The sequence below is a fragment of the Chryseobacterium sp. RLHN22 genome (assembly GCF_051011795.1).
Classification (GTDB): domain Bacteria; phylum Bacteroidota; class Bacteroidia; order Flavobacteriales; family Weeksellaceae; genus Chryseobacterium; species Chryseobacterium zhengzhouense.
On the sequence record NZ_JBPCHW010000003.1, the window covers coordinates 262,646 to 283,381 of the forward strand.

At 35.3% G+C, this 20,736-nt stretch carries 18 protein-coding genes; 3 read left to right on the forward strand and 15 right to left on the reverse strand.

What is annotated here, in order from left to right; translation table 11 throughout:
• Positions 1-35: 35 nt before the first annotated feature.
• The 3 genes from ACR1PN_RS05010 to ACR1PN_RS05020 are packed head-to-tail and all read left to right on the forward strand — an operon-like array spanning position 36 to position 1,803.
• Complete coding sequence (locus tag ACR1PN_RS05010; protein ID WP_433979123.1) at positions 36-1,022, forward strand: endonuclease/exonuclease/phosphatase family protein; 987 nt, start codon at positions 36-38, stop codon at positions 1,020-1,022.
• A gap of 4 nt (positions 1,023-1,026) precedes the next feature.
• Positions 1,027-1,365 (forward strand): hypothetical protein, encoded by a 339-nt coding sequence (locus ACR1PN_RS05015; protein WP_433979124.1) that lies wholly within the window; start codon positions 1,027-1,029, stop codon positions 1,363-1,365.
• Between the two features lie 27 nt (positions 1,366-1,392).
• Complete coding sequence (locus tag ACR1PN_RS05020; RefSeq protein ID WP_433979125.1) at positions 1,393-1,803, forward strand: hypothetical protein; 411 nt, start codon at positions 1,393-1,395, stop codon at positions 1,801-1,803.
• 32 nt (positions 1,804-1,835) lie between these two features.
• Here the strand turns inward: ACR1PN_RS05020 and ACR1PN_RS05025 are convergent, their stop codons facing one another.
• The 15 genes from ACR1PN_RS05025 to ACR1PN_RS05095 all read right to left on the reverse strand — a co-directional run bounded on the left by ACR1PN_RS05025 (position 1,836) and on the right by ACR1PN_RS05095 (position 20,688).
• Complete coding sequence (locus tag ACR1PN_RS05025) at positions 1,836-3,353, reverse strand: GH3 auxin-responsive promoter family protein (RefSeq protein WP_433979126.1); 1,518 nt, start codon at positions 3,351-3,353, stop codon at positions 1,836-1,838.
• 101 nt (positions 3,354-3,454) lie between these two features.
• The gene (locus tag ACR1PN_RS05030) at positions 3,455-3,865 is read right to left on the reverse strand and encodes a BrxA/BrxB family bacilliredoxin (protein ID WP_378179670.1); all 411 of its coding nucleotides are present in this window, start codon (positions 3,863-3,865) and stop codon (positions 3,455-3,457) included.
• A gap of 535 nt (positions 3,866-4,400) precedes the next feature.
• Entirely contained in the window at positions 4,401-4,847 is a 447-nt protein-coding gene (locus ACR1PN_RS05035; RefSeq protein WP_433979127.1) for a GatB/YqeY domain-containing protein, read from the reverse strand.
• 171 nt (positions 4,848-5,018) lie between these two features.
• Complete coding sequence (gene ftsZ, locus ACR1PN_RS05040; protein WP_433979128.1) at positions 5,019-6,923, reverse strand: cell division protein FtsZ; 1,905 nt, start codon at positions 6,921-6,923, stop codon at positions 5,019-5,021.
• 83 nt (positions 6,924-7,006) lie between these two features.
• Positions 7,007-8,398 (reverse strand): cell division protein FtsA, encoded by a 1,392-nt coding sequence (gene ftsA, locus ACR1PN_RS05045; RefSeq protein WP_378179679.1) that lies wholly within the window; start codon positions 8,396-8,398, stop codon positions 7,007-7,009.
• Positions 8,399-8,497: 99 nt separating this feature from the next.
• On the reverse strand, positions 8,498-9,454 hold the full coding sequence (locus ACR1PN_RS05050) for a cell division protein FtsQ/DivIB (RefSeq protein ID WP_433979129.1): 957 nt from the start codon (positions 9,452-9,454) through the stop codon (positions 8,498-8,500).
• Between the two features lie 93 nt (positions 9,455-9,547).
• Complete coding sequence (locus tag ACR1PN_RS05055) at positions 9,548-9,931, reverse strand: GxxExxY protein (RefSeq protein ID WP_433979130.1); 384 nt, start codon at positions 9,929-9,931, stop codon at positions 9,548-9,550.
• Between the two features lie 200 nt (positions 9,932-10,131).
• Positions 10,132-11,487 carry a UDP-N-acetylmuramate--L-alanine ligase gene (murC, locus tag ACR1PN_RS05060; protein ID WP_433979131.1) on the reverse strand — a complete coding sequence of 452 codons (1,356 nt, stop codon included), beginning with the start codon at positions 11,485-11,487 and terminating at the stop codon, positions 10,132-10,134.
• Between the two features lie 156 nt (positions 11,488-11,643).
• Entirely contained in the window at positions 11,644-12,750 is a 1,107-nt protein-coding gene (gene murG / locus ACR1PN_RS05065; RefSeq protein WP_433979132.1) for an undecaprenyldiphospho-muramoylpentapeptide beta-N-acetylglucosaminyltransferase, read from the reverse strand.
• A gap of 75 nt (positions 12,751-12,825) precedes the next feature.
• Entirely contained in the window at positions 12,826-14,067 is a 1,242-nt protein-coding gene (locus ACR1PN_RS05070; RefSeq protein WP_378179804.1) for an FtsW/RodA/SpoVE family cell cycle protein, read from the reverse strand.
• Between the two features lie 22 nt (positions 14,068-14,089).
• Complete coding sequence (gene murD, locus ACR1PN_RS05075; protein WP_433979133.1) at positions 14,090-15,427, reverse strand: UDP-N-acetylmuramoyl-L-alanine--D-glutamate ligase; 1,338 nt, start codon at positions 15,425-15,427, stop codon at positions 14,090-14,092.
• A 90-nt stretch (positions 15,428-15,517) separates the two neighbouring features.
• Positions 15,518-16,759, reverse strand: coding sequence for a phospho-N-acetylmuramoyl-pentapeptide-transferase (gene mraY / locus ACR1PN_RS05080; protein WP_378179698.1), 1,242 nt, complete (start codon positions 16,757-16,759; stop codon positions 15,518-15,520).
• 39 nt (positions 16,760-16,798) lie between these two features.
• Positions 16,799-18,259, reverse strand: coding sequence for a UDP-N-acetylmuramoyl-L-alanyl-D-glutamate--2,6-diaminopimelate ligase (locus ACR1PN_RS05085; protein WP_433979134.1), 1,461 nt, complete (start codon positions 18,257-18,259; stop codon positions 16,799-16,801).
• Between the two features lie 88 nt (positions 18,260-18,347).
• A complete protein-coding gene (locus ACR1PN_RS05090) occupies positions 18,348-20,339 on the reverse strand; it encodes a penicillin-binding transpeptidase domain-containing protein (RefSeq protein WP_433979135.1) in 1,992 nt (663 codons plus the stop codon).
• On the reverse strand, positions 20,323-20,688 hold the full coding sequence (locus ACR1PN_RS05095; RefSeq protein WP_034677529.1) for an FtsL-like putative cell division protein: 366 nt from the start codon (positions 20,686-20,688) through the stop codon (positions 20,323-20,325). The genes ACR1PN_RS05090 and ACR1PN_RS05095 overlap by 17 nt, the downstream gene beginning before the upstream one ends.
• Between the last annotated feature and the right edge of the window lie 48 nt (positions 20,689-20,736).

A 20,736-nucleotide genomic window follows, 5' to 3' on the forward strand; every position in this document is an offset into this window, starting at 1 on the left:
AGAATTTTTGTTGCAAAATGCATATTTGAGTTCTTATGAAGCGGTTGCACATTTTTCTTATTCTACATGTAGGCATTCTATTTCTTTTGATCTGCACTTTTGCCAATGCCTGGATTGCACCAACTTACTTCAGCAAACTCAATCTTCTTTCTCTTGGTTTTCCGTATTTAATTTTAATACATCTTTTATTTACACTCATCTGGGTTCTTAAAAAGAAAAAAATAGCATTTGTTTTTTTGATCTCCACTTTTATTTTTTACAATCCTATAAGAAGATGGATCAATTTTTCACCTCAGGATGTAGATATCAACCAATCCAAAACAGATATTAAGGTTTTGACGTATAACGTAAAATACGGAAGCTCAGGCTGGGATAATGTAAAAAATTATATTAAAAAACAAAATGCCGATATTATTCTTGTTCAGGAAAAAGATACCAATCAGGCATTACGGTCTGATCTTGTAAAATACCCTTCTGTCATATTAAAAACCAAGCATAAAATTGTAAGACAATGTGATTTGATCAATGACAGATCTAAAGGAAACTCATTCTATGCAGATATCGATATTAATGGTAAAATTGTAAGAGTAATCAATGTCTATCTTGAACCTTTCAGACTGAATAAAAATTTGCTCGGAATGGAAGACGAAAATTTGCAAAAAAATGAAAACAATAAAATTAAAACAATTTTTTCCAAACTAATTCCCACATTCAGAACACATGAAGAACAGGTAAGAAAGATAAGAAAGGTGGTAGACAATTCACCTTATCCTGTAATTCTTGCTGGTGATTTTAATTCGGTTCCGAACTCCTGGGAATATTATAATTTAGGTAAAAATTTAGACGACGCCTTTGTAAAAGCCGGAAACGGAAGCTCTACAAGTTTTCATGATTTTAAATTTCCGTTAAGAATAGATTATATTTTCACTTCAAAAAATATTATACCCAAAAGCTATAAAGTAGACTATTCTGTAAAATTATCAGATCATTATCCTGTAATTGCTGAATTTCTTTTAAATTAGTCGAATGAAAAATCTGTTTTTCTCCGCTATCGTTTTATCTGCTGCTGTTATTTCGTGTTCAAAAAGAGAACCGGTCGCTGACAATAATGCTCAGGAATTGAAATTACATTACGATACCACAGCAATAGATTCTTTTTCTCCCGGTGCCACCTCAGTAGATATTGCAAGACAAATCCGGATGTCTTCACAAAAATATCAGGATTCTATAAAAGAGGTCCTAAAATTGCAGGAAGAAGAAAAACGCATTAAAGAAGAAGTAGAAAAAGAAAACAAAAAGAAGGCTGAAACAGAGAAAAAAGAAAAGGCAACACAAAATCAGCCAGCCGATACCAAACAAGAATAATTTATTTCAACTTAAAAAATATACAAAATGAAAAAACAAATCTTAGCTGCGATTGCAGTATCCACACTTTTCGTGGCTTGCACAAAATCAACTACAAAAACAGAACAGGTAGAAAATCCTGATGGTTCTGTAACGACAACCACCACTACGGAAACAACTACAGGTTTGGGGCTTGATTCAGCAAAAGTAAATCAGACTAAAAGTGACATTAAAAATACCGCTGAAAATGCAGGTGATAAAATAGAAAATACGGCTCAAAAAGCGAAAGAAGACATCAATAAAACCGGAAAAGACATCAAAGAAGAAGCTCATAAAGTCGGGCAGGACATTAAAAAAGGCGCTCAGGATGTAAGCAAGGATGTTAAAAATACCGCTGCAACAGGAGCTCAGAAAGTAGAAAATGCTGCAAAAAAGCTGAAAGAAGATTTAAAGAAATAATAAAAACAAAACCGCAATTTGATTGCGGTTTTTTATGCTTTATTCAGTTCCAGTAAAGGATCAATGTATTCTCTGTCGTTACTTAATCTCGGAACTTTGTTTTGCCCCCCTAGTTTGCCTTTAGATTCAAGCCAGCAATAGAAAAGATTGGGTTTCGCAATATGTACAACAGGTTTTTTCAGGGTTATATTATTATACCTTTTGGCTTCATAGTCGGAATTGATGGTTTTCAGATGACGGTCAAAAATATCGGTAAACTGTTCTAAATTTTCCGGATGTTCACTGAATTCAAAAATCCACTCATGTGCACCACTTTCATTTTCTTTCATGAAAATCGGAGCTCCCGTGAAATCTTTTACAGAAGATTTTGTTTCTTCACAAGCTTTTGCCAGAGCCGACTCTACATTCGTAATCATGAGTTCTTCCCCAAAAGCATTGATATAATGTTTTGTACGACCTGTAATTTTAATTCTGAAAGGGTCAATTGAAGTAAAAACCACCGTATCACCAATTAAATATCGCCAAAGCCCGCCATTGGTAGTGATCACCATTGCGTAGTTCTTTCCTAATTCTACATTTTCCAAACTTACAACCTTAGGATTCGAATGATGAAACTGATCCATCGGAATGAATTCATAGAAAATTCCGTAATCGAGCATCAGAAGCATCTCATCACTGTTTGAACGGTCCTGAATTCCGAAAAACCCTTCCGAAGCATTATAAATTTCGTAATAATTGATATTTTTACCAATAATTGATTTGTATTGTTCACGATAAGGCTTAAAACTGATTCCGCCATGGAAAAACACCTCAAGATTCGGCCAGAGTTCAGAAACGCTTTTTACGTCCGTTTCTTTTAAAACCCTCTGCAAAAGCACCATCATCCAGCTCGGCACACCTAAAATACTTCCTACATCTTCATTTTTAACCTCAGAAACAATCGCTTTAAGCTTGCTTTCCCATTCTCCCATTAAAGAAACCTTTTTACTTGGGGTAGTGGTAATTTCAACCCAAAAAGGAAGATTATCAATTAAAATAGCTGAGAGATCTCCAAATTTGGTATTAAAATCTGCATAAAGCTCAGAGCTTCCTCCGAGACGTAGGTTTTTATTGGTAAAAAGCTGATTTTCGGGATGATTATTGGCATAAATAGAAACCATATCTTTTCCCGCCTTCATGTGACAATATTCCAGACTTTCAGCGGAAATGGGAATAAATTTGCTTTTTGCATTTGTAGTTCCCGAAGATTTGGCAAAATGCTTAATATAACCAGGCCAACTTACGTCTTTATGCCCCTGTCTTGCTCTTTCAACATAAGGTTCAAAGTCTTCATACGTCACAACCGGAACTTTATTTTTAAAATCTTGATAGCTCGAAATCGAATTGAACCCGAACTTTTTACCATATTCCGTATCTTCAGCATGAAATAACTGCGAAAACAGGATTCCGTTTTGCGTTTCTACAGGATGAGACATAAAATTCTGAATCTGGTCTATCCTCTGTTTGATAAACCAATTGACCACGGTATTGAAAAGTGCCTTAGTTGCCATTAAGACAAATATAATAATATTTGAATTTTCAGCGAATGATTTAAAACAAAAAACCATCACAAATTTGCGATGGTTTCTTTATCAATTTTTTAATACTTAAATTAGCAATACTCGTCGTAAGCAGCCTGTAGGTTTGCAGCAATTGCTCCTGCAGGATTTCCTTCGATATGGTGTCTTTCAAGCATGTGAACCAATTCTCCGTCTTTGAAAAGAGCTACACAAGGTGAGCTTGGCGGAAATGGAGCCAAATGTTGTCTTGCCGTTTCAACAGCTTCTTTATCATAACCGGCAAAAACCGTAGCCAGGTGATCCGGTTTTTTGTCTCCTGTCAAGGAATAAACAACTCCTGGTCTTGCTGCTCCTGCTGCACAACCGCATACCGAATTGATTACTAAAAGTGTAGTTCCTGATTGCTTTAAAGCTTCCTCTACCTGAGCAGGAGTTGCCAAATCTTCGAAACCTTTATCTGTAAGTTCAGCCTTCATAGGCATTACTAAATCTGTTGGATACATTCTAATTTTTTTTAAGTGTTTACAAATTTACAATATTTCTATTGGTATTTACAATTTATAAAAACTATCAATCGTTTTGGTAAACCAAATGAATCAGATTGAGAATATAAGAATGTCACAAAACATTTACAATAAGTTTAAATTAAATTCATTTATATTAATTTTTTTTTACTAATTTTGAAAACAATTTTAAAAACGTTTACCATGAAAAACTTTATTAAATTGATTTTTCAACATTAGAGTAAGATCTAGTGGCAATTGTAATTCCCTCACTTTTATCGCTGTTTATTTTTTCACGAGTTTTTAGAATTTTAAAGGCATGCTGATAAAGGTTTACAAATAAATGAAGTCCGAAATTTTTATTCGGACTTTATTTTTTAACTACATAAACATTTCATGTACAAATGAAGCCCAAAACATACAGTTTCGGGCTTCTTTAATCAAATCGATATGCAAAGGTTGAATATCCAAAAAAATAATTGATGATTTATGAATGATGAATGATATCACATCGAATATCATCTATCAATCATGTTTACGAAAGGAGCTTCTTCGCCATTTCGGAAATACTTTTTCCGTCAGATTTTCCGGCTAAATTTTTTGATGCTACTCCCATTACCTTTCCTAAATCTTTTACAGATTCAGCGCCAGTTTCAGCGATAATTTGTTTCATTTCTGCTTCCAATTCTTCTGCAGAAAGCTGTTTTGGTAAAAACTGCTCGATTATTTTCATCTGAGCTTCTTCTACTTCCGCCAAGTCATTTCTTCCCTGCGCAGAAAACTGATCGAAAGAATCTTTACGTTGTTTTACCATTCTCTGAAGAATAGCAATTTCCTGCTCAGGAGAAACTTCAGCTCCCAATGATTCTGTTTTCAGCAACTGTATCTGTGCTTTTACAGCACGAAGAGAATCTAAAGCGACTTTGTCTTTAGCTCTCATCGCTGTTTTTATAGCTTCGTTTATTGTATTTTCTAAGCTCATAGTAATTAATTTGAAAATTTGGAAATGGATTAATTTGAAAATGATTGATCAGTCTCTTGCATTTGATTACAAGTTAATTACCAACACTGCTATAATTTTTAGCATAACTATGTTCTCTATTGATAAACTCGCTAATTTTCAAATTCTCAAATTATTCCATTTTCAAATTGTTTAATCTACATCTTTATTTAAAAATCTGTTTTCTCTAATCTGCATATTCCCGTTGTTATCAGACAAATAGCTGTTGATATTCTGGTCTGATGCGTTGCTTCCGTCAATTGAAATATTTTTTCTTTTGAAGGCAGGAACAGATTCAAACTCATTCACATTATCAAAATTCTGATAACGGGAATTGAATTCTTTTAACTTATTTCTTCTTTCCATTACTCTTTCCTGATCTGCCGGTTTTGTAACGAATGTGAATTCACTTTCCGCCTGTTTTGGAGTTTCAACTTCAGTTTTGTTTTGATAAACCGGTTGTTCTTCTGCTTTTGTTTCTTCTTTAGCCTGATAAAAATTCTCAATCTTTGGAGCTGCTGCTTCTACTGTTTGTGTAAAAGTTTCAACCTCATTTTTCGGCTGCGTAAAATCAGATTTTGGCTCATTGATCGGCTCATTTACGGTAAAGCTAAATTCTACTGGTTTTTCATCTGAATAATTTGAAGTGAAAGAATCACTTTTAGGCTCCTCTTTTTTATTTTCAAAGTCAAATGAGAACGACTGAATCTCTAAATCATTAGCGTCATTATCTTCATCAAAAGAGAACAAATTGTACGCTTCATCCTGAGCTTCTTCTTCATTTCTCCAGCTCTGAGCAGGGTTATCTAACGTATCTTGCTCTCTATCAGAGAACTTTATTTCAGTTTTTACCTCTTCATCCTCGATAGTCATTTTTTTTTCAGTCGACGTCATCTTAAACTGTGGCGCATCCTGATCTTCATCATCCAATCTGAAAAGGTTTTTACCTCCGAAATCATAGCCCTGTTCAGGAATTTCTCTTTCTTCTTTGGTTTTAAAAGGAGAAGCTTTCGGAGTATCCAAAGCATCATTTAAACCGATTCTGATTTTCTCAGTAGGTCCTGCAAATTTTTTGTTTTCATTAGAAAATCCTGTAGCAATAACCAGTACGCTTACTGCATCACCCAATTCTTCATCCGCACCGACTCCGAAAATGATATCTGCTGTATGACCGGCTTCTTTCTGGATATAATCCATGATGATACCGATTTCGTCCATGGTAGCTTCTTCTGCACCACTTCTGATTAATAACAATACGTTTCTTGCGCCAGTAATTTTGTTATCATTCAATAATGGAGAGTCTAATGCTTTTTTAACCGCTTCTTCAGCTTTATTTTCACCCGATGCCGTTCCTGTAGACATCAATGCTGTACCAGAATTCTGAAGTACCGATTTAGCATCTCTAAAGTCAATGTTTACATCGAAATAACCTGTAATAACTTCTGCCATCCCTTTCGCAGCGTTGGTTAAAACTTCATCGGCTTTTGAGAATCCCTGCTTGAAGCCAAGGTTTCCGAACTGTTGTCTTAATTTATCGTTGTTGATGACAATTAAAGAATCAACATTATTTCTTAGTTTTTCAAGACCGCTTTCAGCCTGTTCTAATCTTCTTTTACCTTCAAAACTGAAAGGAACGGTTACAATACCTACGGTAAGAATGCCCATATCTTTTGCTACTTTAGCAATCACGGGAGCCGCTCCGGTTCCTGTTCCACCACCCATTCCGGCAGTGATAAATACCATTTTGGTATTTTGTCCCATTGCAGCTTTGATGTCTTCAATACTTTCGATAGCAGATTTTTCTCCCACTTCAGGGTCTGCTCCTGCACCAAGACCTTCAGTAATCGTTGTTCCCAACTGTACTTTATTTGAAACCGGATTATTATCTAAAGTCTGCGCATCTGTATTACAAATCACGAAATCTACCCCGTGAATTCCTTTCTCGTACATGTGTTTCAGTGCGTTGTTTCCACCGCCTCCAACACCGATTACTTTAATGATCGATGAATTTCCTTTTGGCAAATCAAATGAAAATCCTTGTGTACCTATATTTTCCATATCTATTTTTTTATACAATTGATAACCGACTATGATAGTTGATGAGAAAATCGTTCATCGCTTACCATTCATCATTTATATTTTTACTCTACTTCTTCAAAGAATTTTTTTACTTTTTCCATCAAAGACTGCCCAAAAGTTAGTCTCACCTTTTTATTTGTTTCAGGTTCCGGAACGAATTCTGTTTCCTGAACCGGTTGATGAGATACAACAGTTTGAGTTTCTACGTTTGTAACTGCCTGTTGTTCTTTTTGTTCTGATTTAGCCTGAACCTCGATTTCAATTTCTTCTTCTACCGCAGTCGTTTTTTTGTCTCTAATTTTTAAACTTTCCATCAATAAACCGATAGAAGTAGCAAATTCCGGTCCTTTAAGATACTGATTTTTATCGTTCGCAATATATTCATTCGCAAAACCAATTCTGCTATCGAAACCTGTTGTATAATTTGCCAACTGACGAAGATGTTTCAGATTTGAACCACCACCCGTCAGAACAATTCCTGCAATCAATTTTTTCTTTTGTTCAAAAGCTCCATACGCTTTTAATTCTGTATTTACCATTTCAAGAATCTCCTCTACTCTCGCATTGATAATCTGCGCTAAAGTTTTCAGAGAAATCTCTTTATCTGGTCTTCCGTGAAGTCCGGGAATGGTCACAAATGTGCTGTCTTTTTCCAATTCAGGAACTGCAGAACCGAACTTAACCTTTAATTGCTCGGCATGCTTTTCAATAATTGAACAGCCTTCTTTGATGTCTTCCGTAATAATTCCGCCTCCGTAAGGGATGACGCAAGTATGACGGATGATATTATCTTTAAAAATAGCAATATCTGTAGTTCCACCACCGATATCTACGATTGCTACTCCTGCTTCTTTCTCCTCTTTGGTAAGAACAGCTTCCGAAGATGCCAAAGGCTCTAAAGTAAGTGCTTCCATCTCCAAACCCGCTTCTCTTACACATCTTGCGATGTTTCTGATGCTTCCCATTTGTCCAACGACAACGTGGAAATTAGCTTCCAGACGTTTTCCGTGCATTCCGACAGGCTCCTGAATTTCTCCTTCAGAATCAACCTTATATTCCTGCGGAAGTACGTGGATAATTTCTTCTCCAGGAAGCATCACCAACTTTTTTACCTGATCTTTCAGTGCCTCAATGTCGTCATCGGTAATAAATTTGTCCGGATGTTCACGCATAATGTAATCTGAATGCTGCAAAGAACGAATATGTTTTCCCGCAATTCCTACCGTCACTTTACGGATCGGCACTCCTGCGCTCGACTGCGCTTCAGATACCGCCGCTTTAATTGAGTTAATCGTCTGGGAAATATTATTCACAATACCTTTATGAACCCCAAGACTTTTGGCTTTCCCAACACCGAGAATTTCTATTTTCCCGTGTGCATTCCTACGTCCTACAATGGCGACAATCTTGGTTGTCCCAATGTCCAGACCTACTGAATACTCTTGATTTTCCATTGTTTTATATCGATTTGATTTAATTCCTATTTAATTTCTTTTAATTTTGATAGGATTTTATCCTATCCTTTAATAAGTCGTCCCTTCGGGACAATTTCTTTATTCTATTTTAACCTTTGCCTTGCTTTTCGGTTTTGCCGAAGGCTTTTGGGTTTCCTTGGGTTTGACAACCGCTTTTGGTTTCGTGTTTTCTTTAGGTTTTAAAGAAGCCGAATTTGCCTTTTTTACTTCCGGTTTTGAACTCACTTCTGCTTTTTTAACAGGAACTGCTGCAACCGGAGCTTTTGCTAAATCTTTATGACTCGCTTTTAAAATACTGTCGTTTTCTTTAAAATACGGATTCAGTGTTGTTACAATCTGATTCTGATATTTTACCGAAATCATTTTGTATTTCTGTGGATCCTGATACACCAGATATTTTTCAACAAAAGTTTTAAAACCTTTTACCTTAAAATCAATATTGTCTAAGTCTCCAATCTCAACTCTGTAATTTCCCTCACTTGTCAGAAGACTGTAATTGTCTTTATATTTTGAAATTCCGATGAAATATTTTTTGCTGAAATCATCTTTATCGATTTTCTCCACCAGTTCAGCCAATTTTTCATATTCGTCTTTCTTTACATCGCCCGTCACCAACATACATGGATGAGAATAGGTTCTGGAAATCGGAAATTCTGTACCTTTTTCGTCCACATAAAAATCTTTTCCATCCTTATTCAATCTGAAAACCGGAACTCTCTGTTTGATATCTAAATTTAATTTACCATTCAGATTCAGGTAAACATTAGCGCTGTCTACAGCCGGAAGTGCATTAATTTTCTTTTCCAGTTCAGGAATGTTTAGATCTCCCACTTTTCGCGACGGGTTTTCTTTATTCACAATCTCACGGATGTCTTTTTCATCAATGAAATAAACCGGAGTTTTTTCATTCATTTTTACAGAAATTTTATTGTCCGTAATCTTCTGACCGCTGAATTTCTTTAAAGAGAAACTCAACAGGAAACCAAGAATGATTACTGTGATGGCAATTTTTAAAATTCTGTATTTGTTTTTCATTTGTTTTTTGAACACGAAGTTCACAAGTTCTTTAATTAATACCGCTTACTTTAGTTTCACAAAGCCGCTTCGCTTATAAAAGCAATTTTTTATTTATTTTATATATCCGTTTATTACTCTTTGAATTCCGGTTTTAAAAAGTTTAGAATTAAAATTTAACAATAAACCTAATCTGTAATTTTCTAATTTCAAATAATTTAATAATTGAGCATTGTGAAAATTATCTAATGCTTCCTGAGCTTTAATCTCTACAACAACTTTATTTTCAATAATTAAATCAACTTTAAAAGCATTCTCCACTTTTAAATCCTTATATTGTATTGAAAGAAACTTCTGTCTTTCGACTAACAATCCTCTATTTTTCAATTCATATTCAAGACACTGCTCATAAACTGTCTCATATAAACCTGCTCCAAGAGCTCTATGAACTTTTAATCCTGCATCAACTACAATTGCTGAAATTTCGTTTTCATTCATTTGCGTTTTTTATTTTTTTTGAACACGAAGTTCACAAAGTTTTTATTTTAATACTGCTAATTCTTGGTCTCACAAAGCCGCTTCGCTTGTAAGAGAAATAGTATATTGTAAAGCTTTCACTGTAATACTTATATAAGCGAAGCGGCTTTGTGAAACCTCATTCGCACTATAAAAATCCTTGGGCACTCTGTGTTCAATAATTATGTACTTAACCACTCACAAATAGGATCATACAGTGTATCTATATTTCCTGCACCTACGGTTAGCAAAATGTCAAATTCTTTTTCTTTTATTTTATTGAAAGCTTCATTCAAGGTTGAAACTTCTTTTTTATCCAAAGTCACCTTTTCTAATAACCAATTTGAAGTAATGCCCTCAAAATTTTCCTGAAGCTCTCTTGCCGGATAAATATCCAGTAAAATCAATTCTTCTCCTTTGCTTAAACTTTCAGCAAATCCATCTGCGAAATCTCTTGTTCTGCTGAATAAATGCGGCTGAAAAACCACCAACAGTTTTTTATCCGGGTAAAACGTTTTTATCGAACCAACCACTGCATTAATTTCCGTTGGATGATGCGCATAATCGTCAATATAAATTTTCCCACTCGGATAAATATGCTTTGTATATCTTCTTTTAATTCCTTTAAAATTGGCAATGCCTTTCTTTAACGTTTCAAAATCAACTCCTAAATTGTGAAGAATAGCTATTGCAACTGTTGCATTTTCCACATTGTGAATTCCCGGAATTTCCCAGACAAAATCGTTAATCGTTTCAGTTGGAGTATGAAAATCAAAATAGATTTTATCATAATCCATACGAAGGTTATCTGAGTAATAATCAGCTTTTTCGTTGACTGCATACGTAAGGTGCGGTCTTCCGATTTCGATTCCTTTTCTTACAAAAAGTTGTTTGTCTTCAGGAACTAAAGCCGCAAATTGTCTGAAACCTTCCTCAATCGTGTTCTTATCTCCGTAAATATCCAAATGATCGGCATCTGTAGAAGTAATTACCGCCCAATCCGGAGAAAGATTTAAAAAACTTCTGTCGTATTCGTCAGCTTCAACTACAGAATATTGATTTCCATTAAAAAGGAAATTTGATTTAAAATTCTCAGAAATTCCACCCAAAAAACATGAAAACGGCAAATCTGCTTCTTTGCATAAATGCGAAACCAAAGTGGAAGTCGTTGTTTTCCCGTGAGTTCCTGCAACTGCGATACAATCTGTATTTTCAGTAATTAAACCTAAAACTTTGGCTCTTTTTAAAACTTCAAACTGATTTTCATTAAAATAATCTAAAATCTTCAATTTTTTAATTGCTGGAGTATAGATGACCAATGTCTTTTCTTTCTGAAGTGAAGTTATTTTTTCATTAATAACATCTTCAAAAACAATATCAATTCCCTCATTCATCAAAGTCTGAGTGAGTTTGGTGTTGGTTTTATCATAGCCGGAAACATTCTTGCCCGAAGCATGGAAATAGCGCGCCAAAGCACTCATCCCGATACCTCCGATTCCAACGAAGTAAAAATTTTGATATGTTTCTAAATTGTTCATTTTATTTTATTTGAGATTTGAAGTTTGAATATATCCTCTCAATCATCTTTATCTCTATTTTATTATTTAAAACATCATTTTGTCATTCCGAGGAACGAGGAATCTTGATTTAGATTCTTCATTTCGCTACGCTAGATTCAGAATGACAACCTTCACCTACTTAATTATTTTAAAAATCTCATCCACAATCTCTTTTGCTGCATTTGGTTTAGCAAAATATTTCAGATTGTCTGACATTTCTCTTCTTAAATTTTCATTTTCGCAGATTTCTGATAAAGTCGTCCAGAATTTTTCTTTCATTTGTGAGTCTTTTACCATTCTCGCTGCATTTTTTTCAACCAGATTCATCGCATTTTTAGTTTGATGATCTTCCGCTGCAAAAGGGAAAGGCACCAAAACAACAGGTTTCTGTGCCACTGCCAATTCTGAAATTGCAATCGCTCCCGCTCTTGAAACAATAACATCGGCTGCAGAATATGCGGTTTCCATGTCTTTGATGAATTCCTTTAATTGGATTTGAGATTCGAGATTCGAGATTTGAGATTCGTTGTTCAATTCTTTGTAATCCAATTTTCCGGTTTGCCAGATTAATTGATATCCTTTTTCTTTTAGTTGATCTAAATTATCTTTCCAACCGTTATTCAATGTTCTTGATCCTAAAGACCCACCCACTGAAAGAATTGTCAGTTTATTTTTATCCAAACCTAACTTTTCTTTTGCCTGAGAAGTTTCCTGCATTCCTGAAACAATATTTTCACGAATCGGATTTCCTAAGAAAAAAACTTTTGAATGTGGAAAGAATTTTTCCATATCCGGATAAGCCGTAAACACTGCTGTTGCTTTCTTACCGTTTGCCGTATTGGTTTTCCCAGGCAAAGAATTCTGTTCCTGAATAAAAGTCGGAATTCCCATTTTTGCAGCCATAAACAGAGCCGGTCCGCTTGCGAAACCACCCGTTCCAACAGCAAAATCTGGTTTAAATTCTTTTATAATTTTTTTAGCTTTAAGCAAACTCGAAATAAGTTTGAACGGCAAGCCAATATTTTTAAGCAAGTTTCCTCTGTCGAAACCTGCGATATTTAATCCTTCTATTTTATAACCAGCTTGCGGAACTTTTTCCATTTCCATTTTTCCGTTGGCTCCGATGAACAAAAACTCTGCTTCAGGAAATCTTTTTCTGATTTCATCTGCAATAGCGATTGCCGGGAAGATATGTCCTCCTGTTCCGCCTCCGGATAACAATACTTTTAGTTTTTTGTTCATAATTTTTATTATTGATAAATGATTATTGATAAGCGATTTGAAGATCAATTATAAATTATCATTCATCATTTATATTTACGCAATGTCATTTATTTCTGCAATGCTTTGTTTTTTGCCCATTCCTTCTTCATCATAAATCTGGATTCTTGAGCTTATATTTAAAATAATTCCTAGCTGAATGTACGTTACCAACATGGACGTTCCACCATAACTAATCAGCGGCAACGGCTGTCCTGTAACCGGAATCAGATTTACAGCAACGGCAATATTTACAGCCAACTGAATAAAAATCATCACACCGAGACTGAGAACGAGCAACGAGCCGAAAAATGCGGGCATTTTACTCGCAATCATGACAATTCTGACAATCATAATCAGATACATACTGATGAGAAATCCGGCTCCTATTAAACCATATTCTTCAACAATTACCGCAAAAATAAAATCGGATGCAGATTGCGGAAGCATTTGCTTTAAAGCAGACTTTCCTGGTCCCATTCCGGTAATTCCACCGTGAACGATGGCAGCTTTTGCCTGCATGACCTGATAATTTTTTGCTTTTACACTTTCATCATCAACATCGGCAGTTTTTGCTTTGCTTGAAGTAAAGGTTTCAATACGGCTCATCCATGTATGAACACGGTTTCCGCCGATTAAATTGGTATTTAAAGCAATCAATAAAAACAAAACAATCGCTATAAATGAAGCAGAAATAAATCCTGCAATGTATTTCCAGTGAAGCTGCCCGATAACCAAAACAATCACAGAAACCATTAAGATCATCAAAGCTGTCGAACCGTTATCTTTTGCCACCAATACGAAAACCAGTAAAATCGGTCCGAAAATATACATGATGTTCTCAATCGGAAGCCTTTCTCTCGTTATTTTCTTGGTTAAATATCTGCACAGATAAATTATCAGCATTAAAAAAGCAAAAGATGAAGGCTGAAACGAAATCGGTGTTCCCGGAATTTTCAGCCACCTTGAAGCACTCGCACCGTCGATTGTCTGTCCGGTAAACATCGTGACAATCAGCAGAATAATCATTAAACCCAACATAATACTGCTGAGCTTTCCCATATATTCATACTTCACTGTTCCAACTACTCTCATAATTGCCAAACCTAAAACCACAAAGAACATATGCTTCATGACGTGACCGGTTGTGGTTCCGTTATTTACAATATATTCAAGGTTTGAACTTGCAGAATAAACCGGGAAAATAGAGAAAATGGAGATCACAAGAATGACCATCCAAAGTACTTTATCGCCCTTTAGAAATTCGAATCTGCTTTCTTCTATATTCTGTTCGTTCATATTTTTCGCTGTTGGCTTTTGGCTAATTGCCATTGGCTTTTAAAACTTGCTCTTTAAACTGACGACCTCTGTCTTCATAGCTTTTGAAAAGATCAAAGCTTGCACAACAAGGAGACAATAAAACCGTATCTCCGTTTTTGGCTAAAGATTTTGATGTTTTTACGGCTTCTTCCATACTCGAAGTGCTGTAAATAAATTCTTTTTTGTCTTTAAAGAAATCGATGATTTTTTGGTTATCAATTCCTAAGCAAACAATTGCTTTTACCTTTCTTTTGACTAAGTCCTCAATTTCGGTATAGTCATTTCCTTTATCTACACCTCCGACAATCCAAACTGTTGGATTTTTCATGCTTTCTAAAGCGTAATATGCTGCGTTGACGTTCGTTGCTTTGCTGTCGTTGATGAATTTTACTCCGTCAATTTCAGTGACAAATTCCAGTCTGTGTTCAACTGCCTGAAAAGTCATCAATGAATTTCTGATACTTTCATTATTGATTTCCAATATTTTACCCGCAATTGAAGCCGCTAAACTGTTGGCAACATTATGATTTCCCAATAAAGACAACTCATCAATTTTCATTGAGAATTTATCTTTAAAGTTTACTTCGATATTTTCTCCTTCCACAAAACCTCCTTCAGACAATTTTTCGTTGGTTGAAAAAGGAATCATTTTCGCTTTTATTTCAAGTTTTTCAAGAATATGCTTACTCATTTCATCATCTTTATTGTAGATGAAAAAATTATCATTCTCCTGATTTTCAGCAATTCTGAATTTTGCCAATGCGTATTCTTCATAGTTGTAGTTGTACTGATCCAAATGATCTTTAGACAAATTCAGCAACAAAGAAATATACGGTCTGAAATTCTGAATATCATCCAACTGGAAAGAACTTACCTCCAAAACATAATATTCATGGTTTTCATCAGCAACCTGCTTTGCAAAACTGTAACCGATGTTTCCGCCCAAACCTACATTTAATCCATCATTTTTCAGGATATAATAAATCAAAGACGTTGTTGTTGTTTTACCGTTACTTCCTGTGATGGCAATGATTTTTGCATCAGTAAATTCCGAAGCAAACTCAATTTCAGAAGAAAGTCTGATTCCTCTCTCATGAATTTTATTAATCATTTCAGCCTTTTTCGGAATTCCCGGACTTTTTACAATCCAGTCGGCATTGAGTATTCTTTCCTCATCGTGGTTTTCCTCTTCAAACTCAATGTCATTTTCCGCTAAAAATTGTTTATAGTGATCCTTAATGGCTCCTTTGTCTGAAAGAAATACTTCCAAACCTTTCTTTTTAGCCAAATAAGCAGCACCACAACCGCTTTCTCCACCTCCTAAAACAACTATTTTCATAAACTTGCTTTTTGTAAAATGTAAAATGTAAAACGTATAATGTATTCTTAATTTCTTTTACATTAATACTTTTTACTTAATACAACCTTTTTATCTCATCTTCAACGTAATTAGACACACAATTGCCAACATAACTCCGATGATAATCATCCTGTTAACGATTTTACTTTCGTGAAATCCTTCTTTCTGATAATGATGATGAAGCGGAGACATTTTAAACAATCTGTTATTTTGGGCATATTCTAACCCGAATTTTCTTTTTCTGTATTTAAAGACAACCACCTGAAGCATTACCGAAACATTTTCAATCAAGAAAATTCCGCAAAGCACAGGAATCATCAGTTCTTTTCTTAAAATAATGGCCAAAACAGCAATGACACCACCCAACATTAAACTTCCTGTATCACCCATGAAAACCTGAGCAGGATATGTATTATACCAGAAGAAACCAATCACTGCACCGACCATGGCGACCGCAAAAATGGTGGTTTCCCCCATATTCGGAAGGAACATAATGTTGAGATAATCCGCAAAAATGATGTTTCCGGAAACGTAGGCAAAAAATGCAAGAGCCAGAAGAATAATTGTACTTGTTCCTGCGGCGAGCCCATCAATTCCGTCTGTAATATTGGCTCCGTTGGAAACCGCTGTTACAATAAAAATTACAATAGGAATGAAAACAATCCATGCCCATTCGTGAGCTTCCGCGTCATCCATCCAAAACAAAATTCCGCTGTAATCGAACTCATTATTTTTGGTAAATGGAACTGTAGAAACCGTAATCTTTTCTGTTGGCATAAAGTTTTGTTCAACATTATTTCTATTGACTACTTTTGCATCAGCATACTTTCTTTTAACCGTCACTTCAGGATGGAAATACATTGTAACTCCGATAATTAGCCCTAAACCGACCTGACCTACAATTTTGAATTTTCCGCTAAGTCCGTCTTTATTTTTTTTGATCTTCTTTAAATAATCATCCAGAAAACCAATTGCTCCCATCCAAATCACCGTAACGATCAGGAGAACAATGTAAATATTGGTAATTCTCGTAAACAGCAAAACCGGAATAATGGTTGCCAAAATAATGATAAGTCCTCCCATTGTAGGAGTTCCTTCTTTTTGTTTTTGGCCGTCTAATCCCAAATCACGCACCAATTCACCCATTTGTTTTCCTCTCAGGTAATTGATGATGGTTTTACCGTAAACCAAAGCAATCGTTAATGAAAGCAAAACCGCCATTCCCGCACGGAACGAAATATACCTCAACATTCCCATTCCCGGAATGTGGATGCCTTGACTCGTTAGATATTCGTATAGATAGTATAACATTTAGTTCAAAGTTTATGGTTTAAGGTTTAATGCTTAAATTTATTTGCTCATAAGCTTCCAAAGCTCATTGATCACTTCCTTGTCATCAAAATGATGTTTTACACCATTGATTTCCTGATAATTTTCGTGGCCTTTTCCGGCAACGAGAACGATGTCTTTCGGTTCGGCAAATTTTATCGCCATTTTTATCGCTTCTCTTCTGTCGGGAATTGAAGTGTATTTGCTGAAATTCTGAGGTTCAACACCAGCTTCAATCTCTTTTATAATCACAGCAGGATCTTCCGTTCTTGGATTGTCTGAAGTGATGATCGCCAAAGTTGATTTCTTTGTAGCAATATTCCCCATTTCAGGTCTTTTTGCATGATCTCTGTCTCCTCCACAACCGAAAACCGTGATTAATCTTTCGTTTTTCGTTCTGATGTCGTTAATGCTATCTAAAACATTTTCAAGCGCATCCGGAGTGTGTGCATAATCGACGATGAAGAAAATTCCGCCATCGGATTTAAAGGTTTCAAATCTTCCGGAAACTCTTTTTAATTTGCTGATTGCCTGAAGAATTTCCTCCTGCTCAAAACCTAATTCCGCAGCAATTCCAAAAACCAATAACAAATTGTAAACATTGAATTTACCCGTCAAAGTTGTCCAGAATTCTTTTCCGTTGAAATTGAGCAGCATTCCATTAAAATCAACTTCCAAAAGTCTTCCGTGATAATCTGCCATCGTTTTCAAAGCGTAAGATCTTTTCGTAGCCTTGGTATTTTGAAGCATCACATTTCCGTTTTTATCATCCAAATTTGTGATAGCCACAGCTTCGTCATTTAGTTCATCAAAAAATCTTTTTTTCGTTTTTAAATAATCGTCAAACGTTTTATGATAATCTAAATGATCATGTGTAAGATTCGTAAAACCGGCAATTTTGAAGTGTAAACCTTCGATTCTGTTTTGAGAAATTCCGTGTGAACTTACTTCCATGAAGGCAAATTCGCATCCTGATTCAACCGCTTTAGCCAAAATCTGATTAATCGTAATCACATCCGGCGTAGTATGTGTTGCAGGAATTATTTCTTCTCCGATTCTGATTTCTACTGTAGAAAGCAGCGCCGAATTATAGCCTAAATTTTTAAAAACATCAAACAACAACGTAGAAACAGAAGTCTTACCATTTGTTCCTGTAACACCAATTAATTTTAATTTTTCAGAAGGATTTCCAAAAAAATTAGAAGCCAAATGGGCCAAAGTTTTTGATGAATCTTTTACTTTGATGTAGGTAATGTTTTCATCCAAACTCTCCGGTAAATCTTCACAAACAATTGTTTTTGCGCCTTTCTCAATCGACGATGCAATAAATGAATGTCCGTCCGCAACTGTTCCTTTCACTGCGATATACAGTGAATTTTCCGAAACTTTTCTGCTGTCGAAAACCAATGCAGAAATATCACGGTTGTTTTCACCATGACTTTCTAAAACCGGAATTCTGTTTAATAATTCAACTAATTGCATTTTCTGATGCTTTTATTTTAAATCTTCCTTATTTGTTTAATAGGATTTCATCCTATACTTTATTAAGTGGTCCTTTCAAGACTCTCTTTTAATTCTGCAGAGACAAATAAATTCTCTGGTTTTTACTGATGGTTGTGCCTTCTAGCGGGAATTGTTCTGTAATTCTCCCTACTCCTTTATAATCAACACGATATCCTAAATTTTCCAATTGCGGAATCACGTTTTTACCGATTAATCCAACCACGTTTGGCATTTGCTTATTGTTTACTGCTACTTTTACATTTGGTTCAACCATTTTATTCAGATTGACTTTTTTATCGACCAACATTTCTTTTTCAACATTTTGAGGTGTTTTTAAGAATGTTTTACCTGCAATTTCTTTAAATACCGGTGCTGAAACCGTTCCTCCATAAAAACCTTTTGCTGTATTAGGTTCACTAATCATTACATAGCAAGTATATTTCGGACTATCTGCCGGATAAAAACCTGCAAATGAAGCCCTATATTTCATTGGTCCAGGAAGCCAGTATTCAAATCTTGCGGTTCCTGTCTTTCCAGCCATTTTTAAATTGGGAGTGAAAATACTTCTTCCGGTTCCTTTCTCAACAGCTTTTGTCAGCGCATCGGTCATCATTTTCAATGCTTTTTCGGAAGCCATTTTTTTAACCATTACCTGAGTCTGGGCTTCAAAAGTAACTTTTCCGTTTTGCATGATTTTGTCGATGAAAAGAGGCTTCACCATTTTACCTTTATTGGCAACACCATTATAAAAAGTGGCTAGCTGAAGCAGATTGATATTGGTAGAATATCCGTAACCGATTGATGCTAAAGTTGCGGCATTCCATCTTTTATGTTTTGGGGTTAAAACTTTCGGCTTAGTAATTCCCGGAAGTTCAATATCCATTTTATCGAATAACTTCCATCTTCTTAAGTGATCTAAGAAAATTTCAGGTTTGTCGGCATAATATTTTGTAATCAACTTAGCCGTACCAACGTTACTTGATTTTGCTAAAACATCAGAAATATCATAAGTTCCGCCTCCATGACCGTCTGTAATTCTCTGTTTTGCATACACCCAAATTCCGTTTCCTACATCTACCGTTGTATTTTCATCAATAAAACCGTCATCCATTGCGGCTAAAAGCGAAACAACTTTGAATGTTGATCCCGGCTCGATGTTATCTTTTATTGCATAATTGTAGGCATCAACATAATTTCCTTCGTCATCTCTTCTAAGATTAACCATGGCACGAACTTTCCCGGTTTCAACTTCCATCACGATAACCGTTCCGTGTTTTGCTTCGAAATTGATAAGCTGTTTCTGCAATGCCGAATGTGCAATATCCTGAATTCTAAGATCTAAAGTCGTGTAAACATCCTGTCCATCAACCGGCTCGTTTACTTTCCAATAATCAATCGGTTTCCATTGAGAAGAATTTACTCTTTGTTCTAGTCTGCTTCCGTCAATTCCTGTAAGATATTTTGAAAATGCTCCTTCAAGACCAGCTTTTGCAACACCATTATCAATTCCTATTGTTCCTGAACCAATTTCTGAAGTAGCCAGTTCACGTTTGTAGTTTCTGTCAACAATAAATCCTCCTTTATTTTTACCTCTTTTAAAAATCGGGAACTTTCGGATTCTGTCGTACTGATCAAAATCAAGCCCTTTCACCAAAGAATAATATTGGTTTTTATTCTTTTTCTGTTCATCAAATCTTTTTCTGAAATCTGCTCGCGATTTTCCGAACATTTTGCTCAAAGAATCGGTAAGTGCACCGATGTTATTGCTGTAAACCGTATCCTTTATCGTTTTAAAATCAAGATAAATGTCATAGCGCATCACGGTTGTTGCCAAAATAGATCCGTCTGAAGCATATAGATTTCCTCTGGCAGCTTTTAAAGTTGCGGTACGATAATTATTGTTGATATAATCATCTTTAATTTCCTGTACATTGGTATTCTGAAGAATAACTATTCTCGCTAAAAACATTACAAATACGCATAAAGCAACAGTTGCGAAAAGGTAACCCCATCGCAATGTCTTCTTTCTTTTGTTATCGTAATCATTTTGTTTTTGCATCGGTACTGTCCAATTTTATTAACAATTTGTGCGGGTGACTCTCCAAAGTCATAAGCGAATCTGAGGCAACTTCTTTCCCTAATTCAGATTCCATTTTTACTTTGATCAGTTTACTTTGTGCGTAAGCATTTCTTGATTTGTATTCTTCGGTTTCTTCTTTTAAAGCATTAACAATTTTTATTTTTTTGTTGACCAAATGATTACTATAAATCATCGCCATCATCAAAACAAACAACAACAGGAAGTATTTGTAATACAGCTTGATCTCATCCCTATTAAGGAAATTCCCTTTTATAATGTCTATAAAAGTGAGTTTCTTTTGAGGTTTGTATGTTGTTCTTTTTGCCAATTTAACGTCAATTTGCTTTGCAGTGAATTCACTTCGTGGTCAATTGTC